Origin of the sequence: Thermocoleostomius sinensis A174 (assembly GCF_026802175.1) — a bacterium.
Lineage (GTDB): Bacteria > Cyanobacteriota > Cyanobacteriia > Elainellales > Elainellaceae > Thermocoleostomius > Thermocoleostomius sinensis.
Genome location: NZ_CP113797.1, coordinates 1378849 through 1402675, shown reverse-complemented (window position 1 = coordinate 1402675; position 23827 = coordinate 1378849). Strand labels below are relative to the sequence as shown.

Genomic DNA, 23827 nt, shown 5'->3' with positions numbered 1-23827 from the left:
GCGTCATGGCTGCTTTCGGAAGGCAAGTTCAGGAACTGAAGCTCAAGCTGTCGATTCACAAGATTCACAATCCATGTCATTAACCTACTTCAGAATCTGAGGATGACTCAGCCATGGATACCGAAGAACGACGACGGCGGCGACGACGAGTTGATTCAACCGTTACATCTGAATCCGCGTCGTTTTCAGGTTCCGTCCCATTCCCATGATCGTGAAACTCTTCCTCTAAGGTTGCCAGAGGTGCGACAGGAAGCTCTGATGCGGCAATCGTATCTTCTGCTTTTAGGCGGCGAGATTGACGAGTGACAGGTGGTTCAATGACAGTCCTGATTTCTTCTTCCGGTTCGGCTGCTTCCACCTCCTCGGCAAACATCGTATTGCCATTAGCGGCACGGCTGCTTTGTCCCGGTAACGATACAGAAACGATCGTTGCTTTTGGATCTTTAATAGGTTCTGTGGTCAATACTAACGGCGAAATTCCCATCAAGGCATAGACATCTTGCTCCTCGGATGTCATCTCGACTGACACCAACTGCGGGGGGTCAGTTGGGGGTTTGTCACGACGCGTTGATCGATTGCGATCCAGTTTATCCCGCCCTTCTCGTCCTTCACGACCATCCTTCAGGACTCGATTCACAGAAGCGACAGGGGTTGCCTCTTCTATCACTTCTGATTCAGCCTCTCCATCAGGCTTAGCGAATCCTTTTGCGACTGGTTCACCTAGTTTCAACCGACTGCGACGACGACGGCGATTGTCTGCACTGCCTCGCCCCCGTTCTTGATAGCTGGGATGGTTGACTAGATCAAGCTCTTGCAGATCTGGAGAGGTGTCAAACTCAAACTCATCTCCGTTATTAACGCTAGTACGTTCCCACGACTCTCGAAGCTGGGGAGTGCGTGGCTCTGCAACTGGAACCGTTCGGAACGGCTCGACGGGTTCCGCTTCCTCATAATCGGGTTCACCAGGCAAATGAACCTGATGCCCCAACCCACCACAATGGGGGCAAGGTCGCCCAAACAGTTCATAAATGTTTTGTCCTTGGCGTTTTCGAGTGAGTTCCACTAACCCAAGTTCAGACAGTTGAGCGATTTGAGGTCTGGCTTTGTCTGCTTTCAGGGCTTTATTAAATTGCTCAAGCACCTGAAGTTGATCGCGCCGAGAATCCATGTCAATGAAATCCACGATGATTACCCCAGCAATGTTGCGCAAGCGCAGTTGCCGTGCAATCTCGGTTGCCGCTTCACAATTTGTCCACAGCACCGTTTCTCGGGCAGTAGCCGAGCGGGTAAACGACCCAGAGTTCACATCAATGACTGTCAAGGCTTCGGTGCGCTCGATGATAATATAACCGCCGGAGGGTAAATCAACCCGAGGCTTTAGTGCTTCCCGAATAGCAGCATTGACCCGGAAATATTCCAACACGGGAATGCGATCGCGGTGATGATCAATCAATACGCCTTGGGGCGATCGCCCCCCGCTCCAGGTCACCAAATGCTGTTTGACCCGCTTCATTCCGGTGTGAGAATCGACCACAATGCGGTTGACATCGGCGCTATACACATCTCGCAACACCCGCTGAATGAAATCATCATCCCGATTAAGTAGGCTGGGCGGGCGAGTAGATACCGCTTCTTGTTGGATGCTTTCCCATTGATTTTGTAGATTGTCTAAGTCTTCGAGAATGGCTTTCTCATCCATTCCTTCCGCTTCAGTGCGGATCAATAGCCCCATACCGGCTGGTTTAATCAAAATTCCCAGCGCCCGCAGACGATTCCGTTCCGATTCGTTGCGAATGCGCCGAGAAAGATTGACGCCGCGTCCAAACGGCATTAGTACTAGATAACGACCAGGCAATGTAATGTTGCCCGTTAGTCTCGGACCTTTATTGCCAGTTGGCTCTTTCATTACCTGCACCAACACTTTTTGTTGAGGTGCTAACAATTCAGTAATCGAACCAGCGGCTTTTCGTAAGCGTAGAGGTCCTAAATCAGAAACGTGAATAAAGCCATTTCGCTCGCTGTCTCCAATGTTCACAAAGGCTGCATCAATTCCTGGCAATACGTTTTCTACGACCCCTAGATAAATATCGCCAACTTGATGATTACCTTTGGCAACGATTAACTCTTGAATTTGGTCTTCCGAAAAGACAGCCGCGATTCGGTGCTGTTCAGCGATAATAATTTGCTTTGGCATTCAATTTCCTCAAAAACTGATAGTCTCAGCGGCACTGGCGCTATCCAAGCCATCCTCGCTGCGACTCAAAACGACGATAAGCAAAATCAGCAAAAAAAATTCTGACATGATGAGAAGTTTGCAGAATTACTCCTGTCCTAGGCAAACCCCAAGACACGGTTAAACTTCATCAGGCGAGGGTTGCTATCGTAATCCAGAATTCTGGTACGTGAGCGATCGAGTCAATAACTGACAGTCAGTCCTCAAGCAGATACCTTCCTAAAGAAGACAGGCACCCGGGTCAACATGAGTTAAAACTTGGCAGAAGCGAACTTTACCTTACACTTGGTGCCGATTAAACCACTGGCAACCCCAGAGAAATTTCAGTCCGCAACGGCTTCTCTTGCAAAGCATTATAGCGTGGAGACACCCTTACGCCATTAGTATGAGTAAACATTTTGTGAAAAATGAAAATTAGCACATCCGCTTATGCGTTCAAGAAGCCCAACGGTAAAGACATTTAACTAGGCACTGGACTCATCACTAAATGGTTGAAGCCCAGTTCTGTTTAGTGCAGTCTTTCCTAAACAGTTTGCAAAATCAATCGTGTTCGGTGAGTTTGCAAAAGTTGCCACTCTTGGGTTGCCACGGATTCTAACATGTAAACCACATGTTCTGGACGTAGTACCGTGCCATCATTGCGACAGCTTCCCAGGAATCGCACTGTTGTGATGGTCTCTGCGATCGGCTCAGATGAGATGAATGAACGTATCTTTTCGTCTATTAAATTGGTATCGACCCACTGCAATTCAAACAACCGCTCGCGCAGATTGACGAGCCTCACCTTCCCCGACTTAGTGGTTTGCTCTACTGCAATTGTATCAGTTGCCAGAATGGTTTCAATCCAGGTGTGCCACTGAGCAATAGTTGGCGATGGTGCATCTGGTACAGGACAGAGGGTGATAAAGTACTCGGCCTGCTCTAGCAATTGGGTAGCAGACGGTGTTTGTAAAGCAATTGATTCGACCTGATAAATCGGAAGTTCATCAGGAAGTTGAGCAGCTAGCTGGGTGTGAAAATCTGTGACCGTCATCGGCTGAGCCAATTCAATGTCCACAATTTCGCTAGAACTTGTGACTCCTAGAGATAAGGCATTCGCAAAGGAAATGCGAGGTCCGGGATGAAAGCCCCCGGTAAATGCGATCGGCAGAGCGGCTCGACGGATCGCTCGATCGAATAGGCGGACTAAGTCCAAATGACTCAGCAATGCCATTTGTCCATGTTTACCAAACCACACTCGTAGTCGCTGCACTCGTTCCGTCTGAGGCACAAACTGCCCATTAAACTGGGGGATAGCCGGGGGGGAAACTACCACATTGTGTCCAAAATCGGCGCCGCAGACGCCACAGTGCGAGCAGCCGTCAAAGGAGCAATCTGGGATTGTGGCTGCCTCTAACGCTCGCTCCAAATCCGCCTTTAACCAAGATTTACTAATGCCCGTATCGAGATGATCCCACGGTAAAGCAGCGTCCAAGACCGGCTGAGGCAGCGTTGAGGGAGATGCCTCCTCCTCAACGGAAGATTCGGCACAGACATTCCACTCACCCGTCTCAATCTGGCGATATTTCCAGGTTAGGCCTGACTCTGCGATGGCTTGCGTCCAAGCCGTAAACGCTCGATCGAGGCTTTCCCACCAAGCATCCATGCCAGCCCCTAGTTGCCACGCTCGGTGAATCACACAAGCGAGACGACGATCACCACGCCCCAGAAAATCTTCCATTGCTGAAATACGCACATCCGTAAAATTGGCTTTTAAGCCCCGAATTGTACGAAATTCTTGACGTAACATCCACTGTTTGCGCTCAAACTCGGCAGTTGAAACAGAATGCCACTGAAATGGCGTGTGGGGTTTCGGGGTGAAGTTAGAAATGGTGACTGTAAAACCTAGCGGCTTTTTGCCCTTGCCGCGGCACTCTCGCTGCAACCAACGAATGGTATCAGCAATTCCCAGAACATCGGCATCGGTTTCACCGGGCAGCCCGATCATGAAATAGAGCTTTATCCGCTCCCAGCCCTGCTCGTAGGCAGTTTTGACTCCCTGAAGCAATTCTTCATTGGTCAAGCCTTTGTTGATAATATCGCGCAGTCGTTGAGTTCCAGCTTCTGGCGCAAAGGTTAGGCTTGATTGCCGCAGTCCGCCTACGATATGAGCAATGTTTTCATCAAAACGATCGACCCGCTGGCTAGGTAATGAAAGTGAAATATTTTCGTCCTTAAGCCGATTTTTAATTTCAACTCCGACGGCTGGCAGGGCTAAGTAATCTGAGCAACTAAGAGAAAGCAACGAAAACTCGTTGTATCCGGTTGCCCGCATTCCTTGCTCTACCGTTTCAATCACCTGCTGCGGTTCCACATCTCGGGCTGGACGAGTGAGCATTCCCGGTTGACAGAATCGACAGCCGCGCGTACAACCTCGACGGATTTCAATCGTTAGCCGATCGTGGACTGTTTCCACAAAGGGAACCAACCCGATTGAATAGGCTGGGATTGGGGCTGCAACTCGTCGCAAAATTCGCTCCGGCACATCCGGACGGTTGGGTCGTACTGACCCATCGCTGTCCATGTCATAAAATCGAGGAACATACACCCCCGGAACTTGAGCTAAGTCCAGTAACAGCGCCTCTCGACTAAGCCCAGCCGCTTTGCCTTCTTCAAGGATCAGCCCTATTTCCGGCAATAGCTCTTCACCATCCCCCAAGGCAATAAAATCAAAGAAGTCGGCATAAGGTTCTGGATTAGAGGTTGCTGTTTGACCTCCTGCGAAGATTAGCGGATAGCTTCCTTGCGCCACATTCCACATTCCCTCATCCGCCCTCTCCTGCCAAGTCAGCGGTATTCCAGCCAAGCTCAACATCTCTAGGATATTCGTTGCCCCTAGCTCATAGCTGAGACTAAAGCCCAAAATGTCAAAGTCAATAAGCGATCGCCTAGATTCGACCGCAAACAAAGGAGTCTGGGTTTCTCGAAGCTTGGCAGATAAGTCTGGAGCTGGAAGATACGCTCGATCGCACAATTGGCGAGGTTGAGCGTTCAAAATGCTATAGAGGATAACATGACCCAGGTTAGACGCTCCAACCTCATAAACCTCTGGGTAGGTTAAGACCCAGCGGACAGCGGCTGTGTGCCAATCTTTATGGATTGCTCCTAACTCGTTGCCCAAGTAGCGAGCGGGACGAGAGATGCCGGAAGTTAATAGCCGTTCAATCGCAACTGCCACAGTTAATCGCTTTCTAACAAAAGCCAGACGAGACTACATCACTTAGTCTTCACTATACCGGATGCGGTTTTCTTCTGCTTTTAGCCGACTGACCCAGTCCTAGTCTTCAATTCACCGTAGAGCAGCCCTCAAAAAATAGCTATAAATCCAACACGTATTTGAAACAGGCTTTAACGTTACTGTATGTCTTAATTAATCGTATACATTTAATGGTTGAAGTCATGCGACCGCCATTTCAACACTAGGATGAACCTCAAGAATGTGAAAAACGCGATCGAGCTGAGTTAATTCAAATATAATCCGCACGGCTGGAGAAATACCAAATAGTCCGAAGGACTTGCCTAAGCGTTGTGCCAGAGTTAGCGTAGATACGAAAACCATCAAGCCTGCGCTATCAAGTGACTCAACTTGGCTCATGTCTACTAGCAAAGAGGTGTATTCCTGACATGTCACAGTTTCAACTAACTGCTGCTTTAGAGCCGCTGCATTTTCTGCATTAATATGTCCATTGGGTTGAATAACCGTCGTTCGAGTTTGACCAAGAGAACTTTGCATGTTTTCCATTCCTATTTAGACAAATAGCGAACTAACGAAGCTAAAGGATTGAAGGAATGCGTCTGATGAGAATGTACAGACGATAGCTTCTGCATTTGAAGACGAACCACTGAACCAGCAATATTTTGCTGAATCTTAATCAACTACCCGACATTATTTAAAGTTTTCTGTAAGTATTTTTGCGTTGATGTGTACAAAAATACAATTTTCTTCCTAATAAGCCAATTTTTCCCTTAATAGATACGACACGAGAATCACTTGGCTTGAGTGAGTTTCCAGAAGTCTTGTGCATCTACCTACAAGACTGTTTCAAGCAATTCCGCGTAACTTAGCAAAAGTTAACCTAAACAAAAGGGCTTGACGAATGGGTAACAGTACAGAAGGATATACGGAAATCCCTCCTGAGGGCGGGGTTTAAACCATCCCATCCAACTACTAAAAGTGGTTTAAATTGTTTGGGAACCGTGGATATAGCGTTATGAGCTAGATATCAGGAACGTGACTAAAATCACTTGAAGCTAAGGATTAGATCATCGGCACACCTTATATATCTGGCTCAGAATTGAACCGATGCATACTAAAGTGCCCCTCTACACGACTATATTGTCATCCTGTCATGAAAACTACTCACGTTATTCGTCAACTGGTTGCCAAAGCGTTGCACATTAAGCAGCTTACGCCAGACATTGAAAACGAAATTAACTACGAACTGACTCGACTAGGGTATATCTCTGATGCAGACTATGAGGCATTAGAGCTATTGATGGCAGAAATGGATGCAGGACGAATTCGTCTAGTTCCTAGCCCCTAAGGTTGGAAATCTTTCTGGTAACAGTGGACAAAAGCTAGAGGAGGAATTTTAGGCAATCAAAGCCACAGAAGCGATAGAAGAGCGAAATCGACAATATCAGGGTGCAGAGGGTGCAGATACTCGCTCTAATCAAAAACTTCTGGGTTAGCTTGCCAAAGATAGCCAATAAACTCCCGCAATTGGGAGTGGGCAAGCCGATTTTCTCCTAAACCGACGAAATGTGACGAGGTTTGCGGGTCTAGCGTTTCTAGCTGGGCCAGCAGGGGAATTACCTCTGTATCAAGCGCTACTCGCCATAGAGACGGTGGACAAAGTAAGTCTGCTCCTTGACGCAGGTCATGGATGGTAAGGGACGGGAGCGTTGGATAGTGGCTGGACGGCTGGATAGATTGATTGAATGGCTTAGCTGTAGCGGAAGTGAGTAGGGCAATGGGACGAACCCAGCAGAGGTTACGATCGCAAACCAACTGGATTACCTCAGCATATAATCGACTATCCTGGTGCTCCAGATACAGAATTTGCCCTGGTTTAAAGCTTGTCACTAAATCGAACGCTAACGTCATAATCCATCAATTTTCTAACTAGATCGATTCTATAGTTGAAGAATCTCAAATGAAACCCGTCAAGCAGCTTGATAAGACCAACTCTATTCATTAAGCCAATCAACAGCAGCGTAGTAAGCCAAGCCTGGCTAGCCTTAATGTAGTGTTTAACTAGCTTGGGCTAAGAAAAGCTGATTGAAGCGGTACAAGGGCTATGCGAGAACTTTATCCACCGATCGAGCCTTACTATACAGGAACCTTACCCGTTTCTGCGCTCCATACCATCTATTTTGAACAAGTTGGCAATCCCACTGGCAAGCCAGTTGTATTTTTGCATGGCGGGCCAGGTGGTGGTATTGATCCTAGTTATCGTCAGTATTTTAACCCCTCCATTTGGCGAGTAATTTTGTTTGATCAACGGGGCTGTGGTCAAAGTCGTCCTCATGCCGAGCTACGCGAAAATACCACCTGGGACTTAGTTGAGGACATCGAGAAACTGCGATCACACCTAGGGATCGATCGCTGGCTGATTTTTGGCGGTAGTTGGGGCAGCACATTGGCACTGTCCTACAGTCAAACGTATCCATGCTCCTGTACGGGGCTGATTTTGCGAGGCATCTTTTTGCTGCGACAAAAGGAACTGCAATGGTTCTATCAAGAAGGCGCAAGCTATATTTTCCCTGATGCTTGGGAAGCCTACCTGAAGCCTATTCCTCTGAGTGAGCAGACCGACTTAATAGCTGCTTATTATCGACGGCTAACTAGTTCGGATGCATCAGTTCGGGCCACGGCGGCACAAGCGTGGTCAATTTGGGAGGCTAGTACCAGCAAGCTGATTCCTGATCCGGGGTTGACTGCAAAATTTAGCGAAAGTCAGTTTGCTGATGCCTTTGCTCGGATTGAGTGTCACTATTTTGTCAATCGGGGTTTTTTTGATACAGACGATCAACTGTTGAGAAATTGCGATCGGATTCGCCACTTACCAACTGTGATCGTGCAAGGACGATATGATGTAGTCTGCCCTATGATTTCGGCTTGGGAACTGTCTCAGAAACTACCAGAGGCAACCTTGGTTGTGGTGCCGGATGCGGGACATTCCATGACGGAACCAGGTATCCGTGAGGCGTTGCTAGAGGCGACCGATCGGTTTGCGGAATTCGTGTAGAGTTGATTTGGAGTAAAGCTGGGGCAATTTTTTCTTAGCCACTGACGATCGATTCTTCTAGTTCGGGCTGTCGTTCTGGTAAGAACCCTTCCGATTGCATAATTTCATAGAGATCGATGTCTGCCTCTAACAAGCAAGCGTGTCCACTGTAGGGAAGCACATGTTTGCGAGCATTTGGCATTAACTGAACTAACCGATCGGCCTCTAAGATTGAGGGTAGAAGCCGATCGCTACCACTGGCAATCACTAGGGTTGGTTGGGTAATCTGTCGCAGTTCTGCTTCCCCAATTTGAAACTCACGCAACAGTGACAGTCGCCAAACCGATGTCTCCTGGGAAACCGAGATCATCGCATCCAGCAGCGCGCGGCGGTTGTCTGGCGTAATGCGATTAAGGGCCGCCAAAAACGGCAGAAACGATAGACAAGAAAGCCGATGAATTGGTTCAGGAAACGGTTGAACCAGCAAAGATCCCCAATACATCCAGGGAAACCGTTGAAACGAGGAAGCAGGGTTAATCAGTACAAATCGCTTGAACAACTCTGGGGCACGGGTGATCACCTTCAGGGCTAAACAACCGCCAAACGACTCTCCACAGAGATAGACTGACTGTTGCAACTCGCGTTGTAGTTCAACTCTCACCAAATTCACTACTTGTTCTGTTAAAACCTCCCAACTACTGAGATCGTTCAATGAAATGGAGAGGCAGCGAATGTCAAATCCTTTCTCTAGCCCGGCAAGTTGGCGATCGAGCAACAGCCCCGTGCCGTCCATACCGGGCAGATAGATAAATAGGGGTGCATTAGGATTAGTGGGTCTAGGAGTACGGAAATAGGGATACTCTACAACGTCGGTCATGCGCTAAAACTATGGCGAAGCAGATAGTCAATTTCGGTTTGACAGCGAGAGGTTAAATTTGAGACCACTGTTCGGGCTTGTTTACCCCGATAACGTTGACGCTGTGTATCTGTGATCCAAATTGGCCGACCTATCAGCACATCAACATGCTCATAGACTACCATCGGATGCCAACCAGCCTGGTTGAACAATGGCTCAGACGGATCAAACCAACTCAGAAGCTTTAACGGAAAGGGTGAAGTGGTAGATTCAGCATGAGAAGCAATGGCTACAGGAAGAATAGCCAGATCGGTAATGGGAGCCCGCAACGCTAGGTGTGCAAAACCGCGCTGAAAGTCGCCCACATCATCTGGGCGGGTTAATTGCACCATTGGCTGCGCGCCTTCTGGGAAAACCCCAACGGCTTGACGGGTTTGCAGAAGTTGAGTGGCTTGATGAAAAAACATTTGCTGGCGTTGATCAGGAGCATCCAACGGAAAACATCCTAACCGAGTCACAAACTCACGTAACACTGGAACTTGTCCCATGTAGTGGTGACAAGCAAACCGAATTGAGCGATCGATCGCTGCCATTAGCAGCGGTGCATCCATGAAGCTACGGTGATTGCTAACGACTAAAATAGCGCTATCACTAGGGACGCGATCTTGATGGTGAACGAATAGACGAGTTCCCATCAGCGTCAGTAACTGTTGAGAAATCAATAACGGGCTAGGCATCAAACCGGCTCTTGGATTACCTCTGTTTAATTTTGTTAATATTATTTTACATTCCGGAGACCTTCATTCAGCCTCTGCCTCCAGCCAGATTTGGTGTTGCAATTGTTTAGATTTTTGGCAACATCTAAGTCTAATTACCTAATTCAATGATCTGGCGGATCAAGAGATTGCTTCACTGAACCTGCGATCAGTTTTTAAACAGGCTGCTTCTAAATTTTTCGATTCAAAGCGCTTCTGCGCGGTTTCTCCTGGTAGTTGGAAAGCGATTGGTCACTTTACTCGATTCCCTTCACCCTATATCCCTCTGTTTCGTCGCCTCATTTAGGAGAAGAGGTAGAGGATGAAGGGGCAAAGAGTTATCAGTCAATCAGGTTGATTGGGATAACTTTAGATTGCCACCTGAAATGAATGGACTGGAGACACGACCCTATTTTAATCATCTTCATGTACTGCCATAAATTTATTTTCAAAGCTTAAGATATTAAAGACAAACCTCAGCAGCCTGAAACCTTTGAGCTAGTTTTGAACTATACTAAATACTTATTGAGTTCTAGCTTATTTTTAGATCAGTCACAAATAAAACGATACAGAATGGTAACGTTTTCCTGTTAATCCCATATTAATTTTGAAGAGATTAATTATCAGCCAATATTGTATTTAATTAGTTAATTAGTTGATTTGAACTAAGAGAATATTTGAAACGTCGCAAATTTTATGCCCTCATCGTCCAACCCCTGCTTCCACAAGAAAAGTGGAACAAGTATTCGGTTTCCGCTCCTACAGGAGAGGGTAGTTTAAGCCATCCTTCATACTTGTCAAACAACCTCTAAAAGATTTTGATGTTATCAAATGTTATCAATAGTTGTAAAAGTGCGGCGCTAGAAAATCTAGCCTGAACTTTCATATTACCTACTAAGAGCTAGATTATAGAGAATCGTTTTAATTCTTTTTTGAAGCACGTAATAGAACAATCCAATTAGATTACTGTCAAATTTAACCGCTAATTATTCAAGATTTATTTAGAAAAAATTACCAAAAATCAAAATTTATTGACTTTTATAAATATGCTATCTTTTTGTTGCGATGAAATTGTTGATTATTGAAAATAGGAGCAATTTTCAACAAAACCCTGAAGGTTTAATTATTCCAGCTTCGAGTATAGTTGTTCGTATCTTAAAAGTGGCTTGCTAGCGAATTCATGAGTTTTAATCCGATCGAACAAGATGCATCCATTCACAATACGTTTGCCATCACAACGCCGCTTTACTATGTCAATGCCTCTCCGCATATTGGTAGTGCCTATACGACGATCGCAGCCGATGTGCTTGCTCGGTATTACCGACTTCGGGGAAAGCAGGTGCGGATGATGACCGGAACAGACGAACATGGTCAAAAAATTCAGCGAACGGCATTAGAAGCAGGGCGAACACCTCAAGAGCACTGCGATTTAGTAGTACAAGAATTTGAAGTTCTTTGGAGTAGACTAAACATTCAATCGGCTAGGTTGCCTGTTCCAGGTCAAGTATTTGGCCATGGATTTTTAACCAAGGACGGGCAAAAGATGGGCAAAAGCCTAGGGAATGTGATTGACCCCTATGATCTAGTCGATCGCTACGGTTCTGATGCGGTTCGCTACTACTTTTTAAAGGAAATAGAATTCGGTCGGGCCAGTGATTTCAACGAAGCACGCTTCATTAACATCCTCAATGCTGATTTGGCGAATGATCTGGGAAACTTGCTCAATCGTACCTTGAAGATGGTGCAAAAGTACTGCCAGGGTCAAGTTCCCCGGATTCCCTTGAGCCAAGTCTCTGCAACGAATCGATTGCAATCCCTTGGAGAAACACTAGGCAAGTCTGTAGCTGATGCTTACGAAAACCTGGCATTTAGCCAAGCCTGTGAAGCGGTTCTAGGCTTCGTGCAAGCGGGTAATAAGTTTATAGACGAACAAGCTCCTTGGTCCCTCTATAAGCAGGGCAACCAGACGGCTGTGGAACATGTGCTATACACTATCCTAGAATCAGTACGGCTATCTGCTTATTTGCTCTCGCCCATTATTCCGAAAGTCAGTAGTGCGGTATATCAGCAGCTTGGATTCTTAACTGACTTTAATACTCTAGAGGTGGGGACGCTTGTTCCTTATCACCTTCATGCAACCTGGGGAATTCTTCCAGGTGGTCAAATTCTAGGAGAGCCTCAACCGGTTTTTCAACGCCTTGATCCACCTGTGCCTTCTCAGTGAAGAGGACACTTTATTTTCTAGAGGACTATTGCACCTTAGCCCTCCTTATTTGCGCTAAGAGTAGTAATGGTTCTGTTGCATTTGTTTAATCCATTCAAATAAAAAACGAGGTATGAAAAATTATGTTTAGCCATCCTAGTGAAGCCGACTCTCCAATTTTTACGCCGGATCAAGTATTAGAGAACCGAGGACGAGTTGCCATTTTCATTGACGGATCTAATCTTTTTTATGCAGCTCTGCAATTAGGAATTGAAATTGACTATACCAAGTTGCTGTGTCGATTGACAGCGGGTTCTCGGCTATTGCGATCGTTCTTTTATACAGGCGTTGATCGCACGAACGAAAAGCAGCAAGGATTTTTGCTGTGGATGCGGCGTAATGGCTATCGCGTCATTTCCAAGGACTTGGTGCAGCTACCCGATGGGTCTAAAAAAGCCAACTTGGATGTGGAAATTGCGGTAGATATGATGGCACTCGTTGGCTCCTACGATACAGCCGTTCTGGTCAGCGGAGATGGCGATCTGGCCTATGCTGTGGATGCAGTTAGCTATCGTGGGGTACGGGTTGAGGTTGTGAGCCTGCGATCGATGACCAGCGACAGTTTAATCAATGTAGCCGATCGTTACATCGATCTAGATTCGATCAAGGAAGATATTATGAAAACTCCACGACAAGCGGGATACACCTATCGTCCTTTATCTGGAATTGGTTTAATTGAGGAGCAACCCAGCGAAGATTGAAGCTCCATCACTCTTTTAAGGTGAGCCATAGAATGAGTCCATCGGATTCAATCACCCCTCGCACCATGCTGAACACCATACTGAACATCACTGAACATAGGCCACTGTAACACCGGTCCCACCGTCCGTTTGTTCTGCTGCTTCAAAATGAGAAATTTGAGGATGTTGCTTGAGAAATTCTTGCACACCCCGCTTGAGCTTTCCAGTGCCGTGCCCGTGAATGATCCATAGGGGTCCGGGATCAGCTTTGGCGATCTCTCGCTCTAGGGCGACCTCGGCATCAGCCACACGACTGCCGCGAATATCGATGGTATTGCGGGAGGTACGGATGTGGGGCGCAGGGGCTGGGGGTTGCGGGTTAGGGGTTGGGGATTGAGCAGGTTTAGATTTGGTGGGTAACTCGGCTTTTTCACCTTGAAGAGACTCTACATCTGCCAAGGAAACGGTCATTTTCATCAGTCCGAACCGCACACTAAACTCACCGTCTTCATCAGGATCGGTCAGCACTTCTGCTGTTTGCCCTAGACGGGGAATGCGCACCCGATCGCCCACTTGAGGACGAAATCCAGGCTTCGGCTTTGTCGGTTGTTGTCGCGAGGGAAGTTGTCGTTCGGCAATTTGGTTAAGTGCTTCCGTCGCTTGTTGGGCATCTTGAGCAGTGGCGGGTCCTTGTTGAAGCCGCCGAATTACTTGAGCAATCTCAGCTTTGGCAGTGGCGATTGCTTGCTGTACAGCTTGTTCTTGCTGTTGCTGAAGGGTGCGCTCTCGTTCTTTGAGCAGTTCTGCCTTACGAGCCACTTCCTGATGGAGTTTTTCAGCCTGTTTGACCAAATCTGCGGCTGCTTTAGCTTTTTCCTCCTGTTGGCGGCGCTGAGCCTCTAACCCCGCAATCACTTGATTAACATCTTCAGACGCACTTTGTCCTACCTGTTGCTGGGCCTGCTCAATAATTTCTGGCTTTAGCCCTAAACGACGAGCAATTGCTAAGGCATTCGATCGCCCTGGAATTCCCCACAACAATCGGTAGGTAGGAGATAGGGTAACGTCATCAAATTCCACCGAGGCATTCTCAAAGCGTGGATCTTGGTATTTCAGGGCTTTGAGTTCGCCATAGTGAGTCGTGGCGATCGTTAAGCGTGCGTGATCGGCTAGATATTGCAGCAGGGCAATTGCCAGCGCACTACCTTCTGACGGATCGGTTCCGGCTCCAACTTCATCTAGCAGGACTAGGGCGTTGGAGGGAATCAGGTTGAAGGGAGTGGGGAGTGGAGAGTGGGGCGACGAGAGTTTATCAGCTTGGCTTGGTTCGATCCCCAATCTCTGATCCCTAGCCCCTGATTCCCGATCGCCCGTATCAATCGCTTCCAGAATTCGGCTAATGCGGCGAATGTGACCTGAAAAGGTAGACAAGCTTTGTTGTAGTGATTGCTCGTCACCAATATCAGCGAGGACTTGATCAAACCAGGGCAACTCGACGGGTTCGCGAGCGGGCACGAAAAGCCCAACTTTGGCCATGAGCACAGCTAAGCCTAAAGTTTTCAAGGTAACGGTCTTTCCACCTGTGTTTGGTCCAGTGATTGCCACTACGCGAATTTGCGGTTGCATGATCAAATCGATCGGCACAACGTTTGGGCCTTGTTCGTGGTGTTGCTGCCAAACCAAAAGGGGATGACGCAGTTGGCGCAGGACGATCGATTCACTGGTTGTCTCAGACTCACCTGTGGTGTTAGACACTTCAGCCCCAGCAAAGTGAATGAACCGAGGCGGATTCGCTTCTAGCCACAGTGAATAGCGTGCACGGGCTGTGGCTAAATCTAAGGTTGTGACAATTGCCAGCAACCGCTCTAAATCAGACTGGACTTCTGCGACTTGCTCCGTCAGTTGGCGACGAACTTCTTCTTCTTCGCGCTGTTCTTGCCGCACCAGTTGCCGATATTGGTTGCCCAAATTTACGATCGCTTGCGGCTCCACATAGAGCGTCATGCCACTCGTCGAGGTGTCGTGGACAATCCCAGGCACTACGTCTTTGTGGGAGGCTTTCACCGGAACCACAAATCGATCGCTGCGCTGGGTAATCACCGATTCTTGAATGGCATTGGAGTGACGTTGCAGCAGCCGATGTAATGATGCATAAATCCGATCGTGAACTTGTCGCAGTTGGGCACGAATGCTTTCTAGCCTGGGATTAGCCCGATCGGTGACACGACCGCGATCGTCAATGCAGCGATGAATTTCTTGCTCTAGTTCCGGGTAGGTACGAAGTTCTGCTACTAGAGCATTCAGTACCGTCAAGTCTGGTTGATTGTCAATGACGCGCCGCAGTTGCCTAGCGCCTGCCAAGGTTGTTGCTAAGTTTAATAGCTCGTTTCCAGCCAAGACACCACGCCGAGCTGCTCGTTCCAGCGCATCGCCAATGTCGTGAATGCCATCAAACGATAAGCCACTGCTTAGCTCACTTTCAAGTTGGTAAACCTCTTGTGTTTGATGCAGGAGGTACTGACTCTCAGCAATTGTGTTTGGAATGCTTAGCTGACGGGCGGCGGCAGCCCCTAACTTTGTGGCTGCAAAGGTCGCAAGGTGCTGACATAGGCGCGACCACTCCAAAAGTTCTAGGGTTTCGGTCTGAATCAATGTGATTATTAATTACCCAAAAAGACTGATATAGCTTCATTCTAACGAAATGTTGCCGATCGCTACGATAAATTCAATTGCCTCTTCGCAACTGTTCAAGCTTTCAGGTTAGGCGATCGCAATATTCGAATTTCGGGAATTTTCCTTCTTTGCCCAAGTCATTTTTCCCAAGATCAAAGAACTAGATGTTTGTGCCCTGACAGTCGGGTGTCTCCATTTAATAAAGTCTTAATCGCTCCTGGTTATGTAATTAAAGACCTCTTAACATCACTGTGGGATCGTATGGGGGCAATTGAAACTCAATCGTCACGAGGTTGTTCTGATATAGCACCATGCCGATAACTCTACAAATTTTACATGCCTCTGATTTTGAGGCGGGTATTCCGGCGTTAGACGATGCCGTTCGATTTTCTGCCATTCTCAATCGTTTTAGAACGAATACGACGGGCCCATTTGGCGTTTCGGACAATATCCTGGCAAATACCTTAACGCTGTCTTCTGGCGATAACTACATTCCCGGACCATTTTTCACGGCTTCCAGCGATACCAGCCTAAACAATGTGGGTGGGCTAGGAGAATCAGATGCACCAACAATTGGTCGAGCCGACATTGGGATTCTCAACGCCCTGGGCATTCAAGCCTCGGCTTTGGGAAACCACGAATTTGATTTGGGAACACGCCAAGTTCGAGATTTGTTGCGAGCAAGTGGCGGCAACCCAGGTACAAACTTTCCCTACCTCAGCAGCAATCTTGACTTCAGTACAGATGAGAATTTAGCTGGTGAGGTTGCAGATAATCCAACAACCGCAGAAGCCAGCGACATTCCCAATCGGTTAGCCGCCAGTACGGTGATTACAGTTGCGGGCGCAGATGGCGTTCTGGGAACCGATGATGACGAGCGAATTGGGATTGTTGGAGCCACCACCCCGACGCTGCCTAATATTTCGTCTCCAGGCAATGTTACGGTGCGGCCTGCCAGTCCCACAGACTATGATGCGCTGGCGGCAGACATTCAGCGATCGGTGGATGCCTTGACTCAGACAGGCATTAACAAAGTGGTGCTGGTGTCGCACATGCAGCAGTTAAATATTGAGCGAGACGAACTGGCTCCGCGTCTACGCAATGTGGATGTGATTATTGCAGGCGGATCGCACATTCCCCTGCTCGATGCTAATGATGTTGCTCGCTCGGATGGCAATACCCCTGAAAGCGGCTACCCGATCGTGCGCACCTCGGCGTCAGGTCAGCCCATTCTCATCGTTAATACAGACTCTAACTATCGCTATGTCGGTCGCTTGGTTGTAGAGTTTGATGACAATGGCGTTGTTAACACCAGTAGCCTCAACGACACGCTCAACGGCGGATTTGCTACTGATGAGGCCGGTGTCGATCGCGTTTATGGCGCTGATGTCAATCCTAGGGATGTGGCAAATGCCGATGTTGTGGCTATTACCGATGCGTTGCGCAACGTCATTGCTAGCAAAGATAACAACCTAACAGGCGGCATCACAAATTTCTTCCTGAACGGCATTCGCAGCGATGTTCGTACTCAAGAAACCAACCTGGGCAATCTCACGGCTGATGCTAACTTAGATTATGCAAGGCAGGTAGATACCAGCGTCGTCCTTTCGCTCAAGAATGGGGGCGGCATTCGCGATAGCATCGGTCAAATTTCAGCGGCTCCTGGAGCGACTAGCCCTGAAGATGTACAGCGGCTACCGCCTCAGCCTAATAATCTAGCCCCCAATAAACCAGTTGGAGCCGTTTCTCAGCTTGATATTGAGAATTCGCTGCGCTTCAATAATAGCCTCGCACTGATCACGGTCACAGCGGCTCAGTTGCGCGAGGTATTGGAACACGGGGTAGCAGAAACCGAAGACGGAGCCACCCCGGGACGCTTCCCTCAAATTGGTGGCATTTCGTTTAGCTTTGACCCTAACCAAGCGGCAGCCGAAGACTTAAATGGCAACGGTGTGCTGGATGCGGGCGAAGACACCAACGGCAATGGCATTCTCGACCCAGGACAGCGGGTGCGATCGATCGCTATTACCAATGCAGACGGACAAATCACCGATGTTGTCGTAGAAAACGGGGCGATCATTGGCGATCCAAACCGCACCTTTCGCATGGTGACGCTGGGTTTTTTAGCGAACGGAGGAGATAATTACCCCTTCGCCCGCTATGTTGAAGAGAATCCTGCCCTGGCTAACCTGATCGACTTTGCAGGGGAGGAAGACGAAGACACGAACCGCAACGGCGTTATCGATGCACCCATCACTTTACCTCCAGGTACCTCTACGTTTGCCGAAGCCGGAACCGAGCAAGATGCGTTAGCTGAATATCTTGCCAGGATTGGGACGTTTAATCAGGCAGATACCAACCCTGATCAAGATACCCGGATTCAAAACCTGACGGCTCGCGCTGACACAGTGACACGGGGCGATCGGCAACTAGTGGGCACGTTTGGACGAGATACGCTGATTGGTGGGGCTGGCAATGATACGCTGATTGGCGGCGCTGGGCGCGATCTGCTGCAAGGACGAGGTGGAGCAGATTTGCTCAAAGGCGATCGCGGCAACGACACCCTCGAAGGCGGCTTGGGCCGAGATACACTCTATGGTGGCTTGGGCAACGATGATATGACAGGTGGCAACGGACGCGATGTGTTTGTGCTGGAAACCGGACGCGGACGCGCCAGAATCCTCGACTTTACCCGTCAAGATCGATTGGGATTGTCAGAAGGGCTGGACTTCGAGGAACTTACGATCGAACAACGCGGAGCCAATGTTCGCATTCGCCTAGACAATGACGTTTTAGCGCTGATTAATAATGTCAGCACTGATTTGATTACCCAATCGCGGTTCGTCACAGAGTTTCAAAATACAACCATCACGGCATGATGGTTTTGTGAGGTGCGATCGGTTTGTGAAACGTTCACTTTGATCACCTAAGGTGCATCTGTAGAGAGCCTCCATCTCTCTACAGATTTTTATATATAACAATTTGAGATGCTGCTGCGAATGCAGGTCCTCAAGTTATGCTCCAGAACAGCTATTTTTCTATGACATAACGAACTAGCGTTAAATAAGAGCAGCTAAGGGCACCTGGGATGGCTCCTAGCGCAATCCAAAGGGTTAGCAAAAGAGGGGTTTCCATATTGGGTGTATTGATGAACGGGGAGACATCAGGAGATATCGCTAACCCGAAGGGGTCAATCTAGATTGAATGAACGAGTTGTCAATTGCTACATCGGGGTAAACGCGATCGCCATTGCTTTATAAGCCGCTGGCGAACATCCCAACCGCAGAAGGTATGGGCTTTCAGTCGCCGAGCATTTCGCCCAACCAAGAACCCCACTAGTAGAATTTCCTAAATTAAGCTTTTTCACATTTCACCACGCTGAAGTTGAATCGATTGAACAACGTGGCTTGCAGAGGAAAGACCAGATGAATGCAAAAGCACTCCTACCCGCCACAAGCCGGAATTGTAGGAGACATCAGCTTTCTATGTTTCAAATCTGTAGCTTCAGCCTTTTGCGGCTTCAACTCTTTTGAAAATTTGAAAATAGGAGGCGATTTTAGCGAGCTCCATCGCCATAGCTTCTTTTGTATCGTTAAATCGATCGAATTGCCAGAACTCGTCAGGATGTGTTTTAGAAGGACTGAGGACTGTTCGCGGAGCGTGGGCGTTAGCCCGTAGGACTGAGTGCTGAGAAAAGGCGAGGACTCAGTAGGTTTGAGCAAATCTCGGTCATCAATTTTGGGCAACCACGATCGCAGTTTTGCCAACTCTGCTTCAGTCTCATCCAGTTCGGCAAACATTAAATTGTGGATCTCACGTTCGATTACACTGAGCCGCTAATCCCAACGAAGAATTTAGAGCGTATAACCTTCCTAAAGACAGAAAGAATCTCGTCAAAGATCTGTCTCAAGATTGCGATCGGAGGCTTGAAAAGTTGTGTATTGATCTGTAAATATGGAACGCGAGTAGTGAAGCCCCATTGATTGAACTCTTCAAATTGACGTAGTAGCAGTGATTTGAAAAGTGTGTCATGAGTCCTGAAGAACAAAATAAAATCAGAGATCGACAGAGAGATCAGTATAAAGAGCTTGAACTCAAGTACAAACGCTATGACGTGCTGGCAAGGGGCATTGGCGCGTTTGCTGCGATCGCGTCTGCCATTGCTGCTTTTGTTGCCCTACGCGGTAATACAGAACTTTCCACTGTCACCCCCGAATCATCTCCTACTGCGCCTGCTGTGTCTCCAGCTTCTCCGTCGGAGCCTTCCAGGGCATCCACCCTCGCACCGTCCAATGTGGCTGCTCCATCAAACCCGGAAGTACTGCAACCGTCTCCAGCAATTATCGAAGACGATGACGACTATCTCGAAGATGATGACGACTAGTTTGTAAGATCAGCAGCCAACGTAGAGGAAGTAGTTTGACAGAAGGCAATTGTGCCAGTGTCATAACGGATTGTAGAATTTGCACATACGAAACGGGATACTTTACTGAACCTACCTGCGACATGCTAACTAATGCACAGTTACCCCAGCTTTGGTTCTCTCTCCTCTTGCTAATAGAAATAGCAACGGGAACAAACAAATTAGCATAATATCAACAAAGCGAAACATGTCCTCGAATGTCAAAATGGGAGCCTGTAAATCAATCGTTTGATCTAAATCTAATAAGTGCAGTGCTTGTTGTTGAGCAATGATTGCATCAGAACCGCGGCGTTGAGCTGACCGTTGCCGATATTCCCGCAATAATTGCATCTTCATACTTGCGCTTGAAAAGCTTAGCTGGGAGGGAGAATGAGTGTCAAATGCGTAGATTACATTTGCGTTCCCATCATAATCATTCACAATGGAAGTGACCATGAGGAGAACTAGTAAAAATAGGAGATCCCTATGCGATTGCTACATACAATGCTGCGGGTTGGCAACCTAGAAGAATCTCTAAAATTCTACTGTGATGTTCTGGGGATGACGCTTCTACGCAAAAAAGACTATCCCGGCGGTGAGTTTACGCTTGCGTTTGTCGGCTATGGTGATGAAGCTGATCATACAGTGCTAGAACTTACCCACAACTGGGGAACCGATCGATACAACCTAGGAGATGCCTATGGGCATATTGCGATCGGAGTTGATGATATTTATGCCACATGTAATTTAATCAAACATCGGGGTGGTAAAGTTGTGCGAGAGCCAGGTCCTATGAAGCATGGTTCTACAGTGATTGCCTTTGTCGAAGATCCAGATGGTTACAAGGTGGAGTTGATTCAGTTGGGAACCCAGGAATCAGCACCGGAAAAGCAAACATCAACGCAAATGGCTATTTAAGATTCATGTAACACTATATGGGGGCGGGGGCGATCGATCGCCCCCTTTTTGTTTTTGTATAGCCATAGATAGGATGACTGGAGCTAGTTATGGATGCGCGATCGATGCGCAATTCCCGAGTGGCGGCCGATTGCAGAGGCTTTGGCTCATCTCACCATTACCAACGATTGCTACCTTGATTGACTGACAACTCATTGCCTCTTCATCCCCTAACCGCTTCTTTCAGTTGCTGCTCAATGCCATAAATTTACGGTTTCATATTAGATTAAAAAATGTATTGACATAGTACGCAAGTACTATATATAGTACTATTGTACTTGATAAGAAGCTGATTCATCAGACATCTCTGCAAAGCAGTACTCAGCAGGGTGTTGTTGGCAGCTAAAAAGTCAACAACAGATAGCAATATTGAGTAACGAAATTAGTAACCCATATTTAGCAATCAAATTCTTAACCAAATATCACTTAACTGTTAAGCATCAATCTAAGTATCAATCAACGGCTTGGCAGCAAATTGATGGCAAAACACTGATGAAGCATGGTTCTTAAAGGGGTTGTTATGAGCAAATCACAAGCAGAAATTAAGGCGATCGAAGCCCAAATTCGTTCAATTCGAGCGAATCCAGGGCAACCTGCTCGTACTTCTACAACGGTAGATAAATCTTTCACATCTCCGTCTGAAGTAGGAGCCGCTGCAACCTTGCGCCGTCAGCCCCTCGACAGCCAAATGTCCCATCAATCACTGTCCACTCAAACAAAGCATCAGTCTGTATTGCCGTCCCCGTCCGCTACGCCCCCAGCCCAGCGAAAACAAACCGCGCCTTCCTTACCTTCTTTAACAACCACCCCATCACCAGCCGCACATCTTCGACACGCTGAGCTTGCCGCTATGGTGGAACGGTTGCAGCAACAAACCGCCCGACATGTGCACCAGTATCGACAACTGCAAGTCCAATCATTTCAACCTCCTAGATACATTCTTGATCGATCATTGAAAATTTTAGAAGCACAGGTTCAACATATCAATCACCTATCGGCTGTGCAGGAAGCGGCCATTCTGGAATTAAAAACAATGGCAGAAACCCTAGAACAAGATTGGGATGCAATGGCGCTCGATCGTGGAAAAGATGCTGAATTAGAAAAGTTACCCATCTGCGAATATATTGACATAGCTGTACCTCGGATTGAGCAAGATGAAGATGGTGTGTATGTGCTCTCTTCTCGATTGATTGATTTGTTCAAAGCCGAACGAGAAGCCGCTCTAACGGCTCAGTCCCTACGCCATTGGGGCAACCGTGAGAAAACCCGTGTAATCCCAACCAAATCAGCTTGGCGCTGGTGGCCATTTGCCAACGCATCTAATCAAGGAAAAGGGTCCGATCGGCTATCGTCTCAGCCAAACTCTGTATCAGGACAACGTTCTCGTCGAATTACCTCCTTCAGTTGGCGAGAGAGCATTGCTCTTTTCGTAGGAGCCTTGGTCGTACGAATGGGGCTAGATTGGTTACTCATGACCTTCTCGCTGCCTTGGGTTCCGGCGATCGCGCTATTGGTGACACCCGCCGCCATCGCGGTCTATCGCTCTGGTTATCAACCCGATTCCAGCTTGGTTTGGACGTATCGCTTACTCATCATCATGATTGGTTTACTGCTCGGAGGAAGATTACTATGAGCATGAGTTCATCGCTACCACCATCTACAAAACGTCGAACTAGACATAAATCTGCAAAACGGTCTAACACAAATCCTATCCTGCGTCTTTTACCAATTGCTGGATTAGCAGCAGTGGCAGTGGTTCTAATGATAGATGTAGGACGAATGTCATTGGCTGGTGATCAGCACAGAGATGAAGTTTGCATAGGCGAAGTTGATGATGGAGTGATTATTTCTAGAGAACAACTAGCCACATTTCTAACCATTCCCGAACGCGATCGTAAAGCTAGAGTGCAAGAGGTTTTGCAAGCACCCTATTGTCATTTGTCCAATCTAGAGATTCGCGCTGGAGTACCCGCTGAACGAGTTGTATATCCGTTAGCTTTTGACCCAAATACATGGCTTGTGGTTCTCTACGAAGAAGAAGAATATGCTGGCTATCAATTTCGTTTTGCTCATTAGTATTTAAGTAGCGTTCCACTCAAACACACCTACAAAGATCCTAAAAGACATGGAGGGTGAGAAGGTCTCATGGATCACGTTTGAAATTTAATTGACATAGTATGGCTGATGGCTTGCTGAAAGCATAGTTGCAGGGCTGAAATAGTGAGGTTCATAGTACGGTTAAAACTGGTTCATCAATGGAGTCTATTCATGGTAGTGAAAATATTCATTACTAGTTGTTCAATGATTCAATCTGATGCTCCATCTATACGCACCATTCAAATTCAGCAATCTTGGCAATTACAGCCAGGCGAGATCATAGGAGGACGCAAAATTGTGGCAGGATTGGGAGAAATTTCAATCCATTTGAATGGAGGGGCTGTTTATGCTCCCTTTGATGGAGAAATTCAACTCACTGATGCCAACTGTGTCTTATTTTCCAGCACCAATGTTCCTGCTTATTTGTTTCGCTTATGTGGCTTAAACCGCCCAATTATTGGCGAAATCACCGCCGGTAGCCCAATCGGCTCTGGAGAGTATCTTCACTTCGCCGCATTAAGACGGCAACCCGACGGTACTTGGACGATTGTAGAACCCGCAAAGAACATCTTGGAGCGAATGCTGCCATAACTCTGTTCTTGATCAAACTCTCTCCCTTATCTTTTCCTTCTTCTATTCTCT

Annotated in this window: 19 protein-coding genes; 10 read left to right on the top strand and 9 right to left on the bottom strand. The window is 47.5% G+C overall.

The genetic code is table 11. The annotated features are described in order from the left end of the window. Positions 1-79: 79 nt before the first annotated feature. The 3 genes from OXH18_RS06075 to OXH18_RS06065 all read right to left on the bottom strand — a co-directional run bounded on the left by OXH18_RS06075 (position 80) and on the right by OXH18_RS06065 (position 6005). Entirely contained in the window at positions 80-2194 is a 2115-nt protein-coding gene (locus OXH18_RS06075) for an Rne/Rng family ribonuclease (RefSeq protein ID WP_268611547.1), read from the bottom strand. Positions 2195-2756: 562 nt separating this feature from the next. Next, entirely contained in the window at positions 2757-5450 is a 2694-nt protein-coding gene (locus OXH18_RS06070; RefSeq protein WP_268611545.1) for a TIGR03960 family B12-binding radical SAM protein, read from the bottom strand. Positions 5451-5669: 219 nt separating this feature from the next. After that, complete coding sequence (locus OXH18_RS06065; RefSeq protein WP_268611544.1) at positions 5670-6005, bottom strand: STAS domain-containing protein; 336 nt, start codon at positions 6003-6005, stop codon at positions 5670-5672. Positions 6006-6621: 616 nt separating this feature from the next. Here OXH18_RS06065 and OXH18_RS06060 point away from each other — a divergent pair. Beyond that, positions 6622-6816: a hypothetical protein gene (locus tag OXH18_RS06060; RefSeq protein WP_268611541.1), complete on the top strand. Its 195-nt coding sequence runs from the start codon at positions 6622-6624 to the stop codon at positions 6814-6816. A 125-nt stretch (positions 6817-6941) separates the two neighbouring features. Here OXH18_RS06060 and OXH18_RS06055 read toward each other — a convergent pair whose 3' ends face one another. Beyond that, complete coding sequence (locus OXH18_RS06055; RefSeq protein ID WP_268611540.1) at positions 6942-7379, bottom strand: hypothetical protein; 438 nt, start codon at positions 7377-7379, stop codon at positions 6942-6944. A gap of 193 nt (positions 7380-7572) precedes the next feature. Between OXH18_RS06055 and pip the strand changes: the two genes are divergently transcribed. Further along, on the top strand, positions 7573-8523 hold the full coding sequence (gene pip / locus OXH18_RS06050; RefSeq protein WP_268611539.1) for a prolyl aminopeptidase: 951 nt from the start codon (positions 7573-7575) through the stop codon (positions 8521-8523). Positions 8524-8557: 34 nt separating this feature from the next. Here pip and OXH18_RS06045 read toward each other — a convergent pair whose 3' ends face one another. Next, positions 8558-9379: an alpha/beta fold hydrolase gene (locus tag OXH18_RS06045; RefSeq protein ID WP_268611538.1), complete on the bottom strand. Its 822-nt coding sequence runs from the start codon at positions 9377-9379 to the stop codon at positions 8558-8560. Further along, the gene (locus OXH18_RS06040; protein WP_268611537.1) at positions 9376-10095 is read right to left on the bottom strand and encodes a lysophospholipid acyltransferase family protein; all 720 of its coding nucleotides are present in this window, start codon (positions 10093-10095) and stop codon (positions 9376-9378) included. The genes OXH18_RS06045 and OXH18_RS06040 overlap by 4 nt, the downstream gene beginning before the upstream one ends. Positions 10096-11293: 1198 nt before the next feature. Between OXH18_RS06040 and OXH18_RS06035 the strand changes: the two genes are divergently transcribed. Together OXH18_RS06035 and OXH18_RS06030 are read left to right on the top strand one after the other, a co-directional pair. Continuing rightward, positions 11294-12337, top strand: coding sequence for a methionine--tRNA ligase (locus OXH18_RS06035; RefSeq protein ID WP_268611536.1), 1044 nt, complete (start codon positions 11294-11296; stop codon positions 12335-12337). Between the two features lie 122 nt (positions 12338-12459). Further along, on the top strand, positions 12460-13077 hold the full coding sequence (locus OXH18_RS06030; RefSeq protein WP_268611535.1) for a LabA-like NYN domain-containing protein: 618 nt from the start codon (positions 12460-12462) through the stop codon (positions 13075-13077). An 87-nt stretch (positions 13078-13164) separates the two neighbouring features. Here OXH18_RS06030 and OXH18_RS06025 read toward each other — a convergent pair whose 3' ends face one another. Continuing rightward, positions 13165-15708 carry an endonuclease MutS2 gene (locus tag OXH18_RS06025; RefSeq protein ID WP_268611534.1) on the bottom strand — a complete coding sequence of 848 codons (2544 nt, stop codon included), beginning with the start codon at positions 15706-15708 and terminating at the stop codon, positions 13165-13167. A gap of 332 nt (positions 15709-16040) precedes the next feature. Between OXH18_RS06025 and OXH18_RS25185 the strand changes: the two genes are divergently transcribed. Further along, positions 16041-18608 carry a 5'-nucleotidase C-terminal domain-containing protein gene (locus OXH18_RS25185; RefSeq protein ID WP_290428442.1) on the top strand — a complete coding sequence of 856 codons (2568 nt, stop codon included), beginning with the start codon at positions 16041-16043 and terminating at the stop codon, positions 18606-18608. Positions 18609-19172: 564 nt separating this feature from the next. Here OXH18_RS25185 and OXH18_RS06010 read toward each other — a convergent pair. Next, positions 19173-19529 carry a hypothetical protein gene (locus OXH18_RS06010; protein ID WP_268611533.1) on the bottom strand — a complete coding sequence of 119 codons (357 nt, stop codon included), beginning with the start codon at positions 19527-19529 and terminating at the stop codon, positions 19173-19175. A gap of 230 nt (positions 19530-19759) precedes the next feature. On the opposite strand from OXH18_RS06010, the gene OXH18_RS06005 reads away from it, so the two are divergent. Further along, complete coding sequence (locus tag OXH18_RS06005; RefSeq protein WP_268611532.1) at positions 19760-20113, top strand: hypothetical protein; 354 nt, start codon at positions 19760-19762, stop codon at positions 20111-20113. A gap of 129 nt (positions 20114-20242) precedes the next feature. Here the strand turns inward: OXH18_RS06005 and OXH18_RS06000 are convergent, their stop codons facing one another. Beyond that, entirely contained in the window at positions 20243-20587 is a 345-nt protein-coding gene (locus OXH18_RS06000; protein WP_268611530.1) for a hypothetical protein, read from the bottom strand. 30 nt (positions 20588-20617) lie between these two features. On the opposite strand from OXH18_RS06000, the gene gloA reads away from it, so the two are divergent. The 4 genes from gloA (at position 20618) to OXH18_RS05980 (ending at position 23776) form a co-directional block, all read left to right on the top strand. Further along, positions 20618-21049 (top strand): lactoylglutathione lyase, encoded by a 432-nt coding sequence (gene gloA / locus OXH18_RS05995; protein ID WP_268611529.1) that lies wholly within the window; start codon positions 20618-20620, stop codon positions 21047-21049. A gap of 559 nt (positions 21050-21608) precedes the next feature. Further along, complete coding sequence (locus OXH18_RS05990; RefSeq protein ID WP_268611528.1) at positions 21609-22721, top strand: hypothetical protein; 1113 nt, start codon at positions 21609-21611, stop codon at positions 22719-22721. Beyond that, entirely contained in the window at positions 22718-23164 is a 447-nt protein-coding gene (locus tag OXH18_RS05985; RefSeq protein WP_268611527.1) for a hypothetical protein, read from the top strand. Before OXH18_RS05990 ends, OXH18_RS05985 begins: the two co-directional genes overlap by 4 nt. Positions 23165-23389: 225 nt before the next feature. Further along, positions 23390-23776: a hypothetical protein gene (locus tag OXH18_RS05980; RefSeq protein ID WP_268611526.1), complete on the top strand. Its 387-nt coding sequence runs from the start codon at positions 23390-23392 to the stop codon at positions 23774-23776. The last annotated feature ends 51 nt before the right edge of the window (positions 23777-23827 follow it).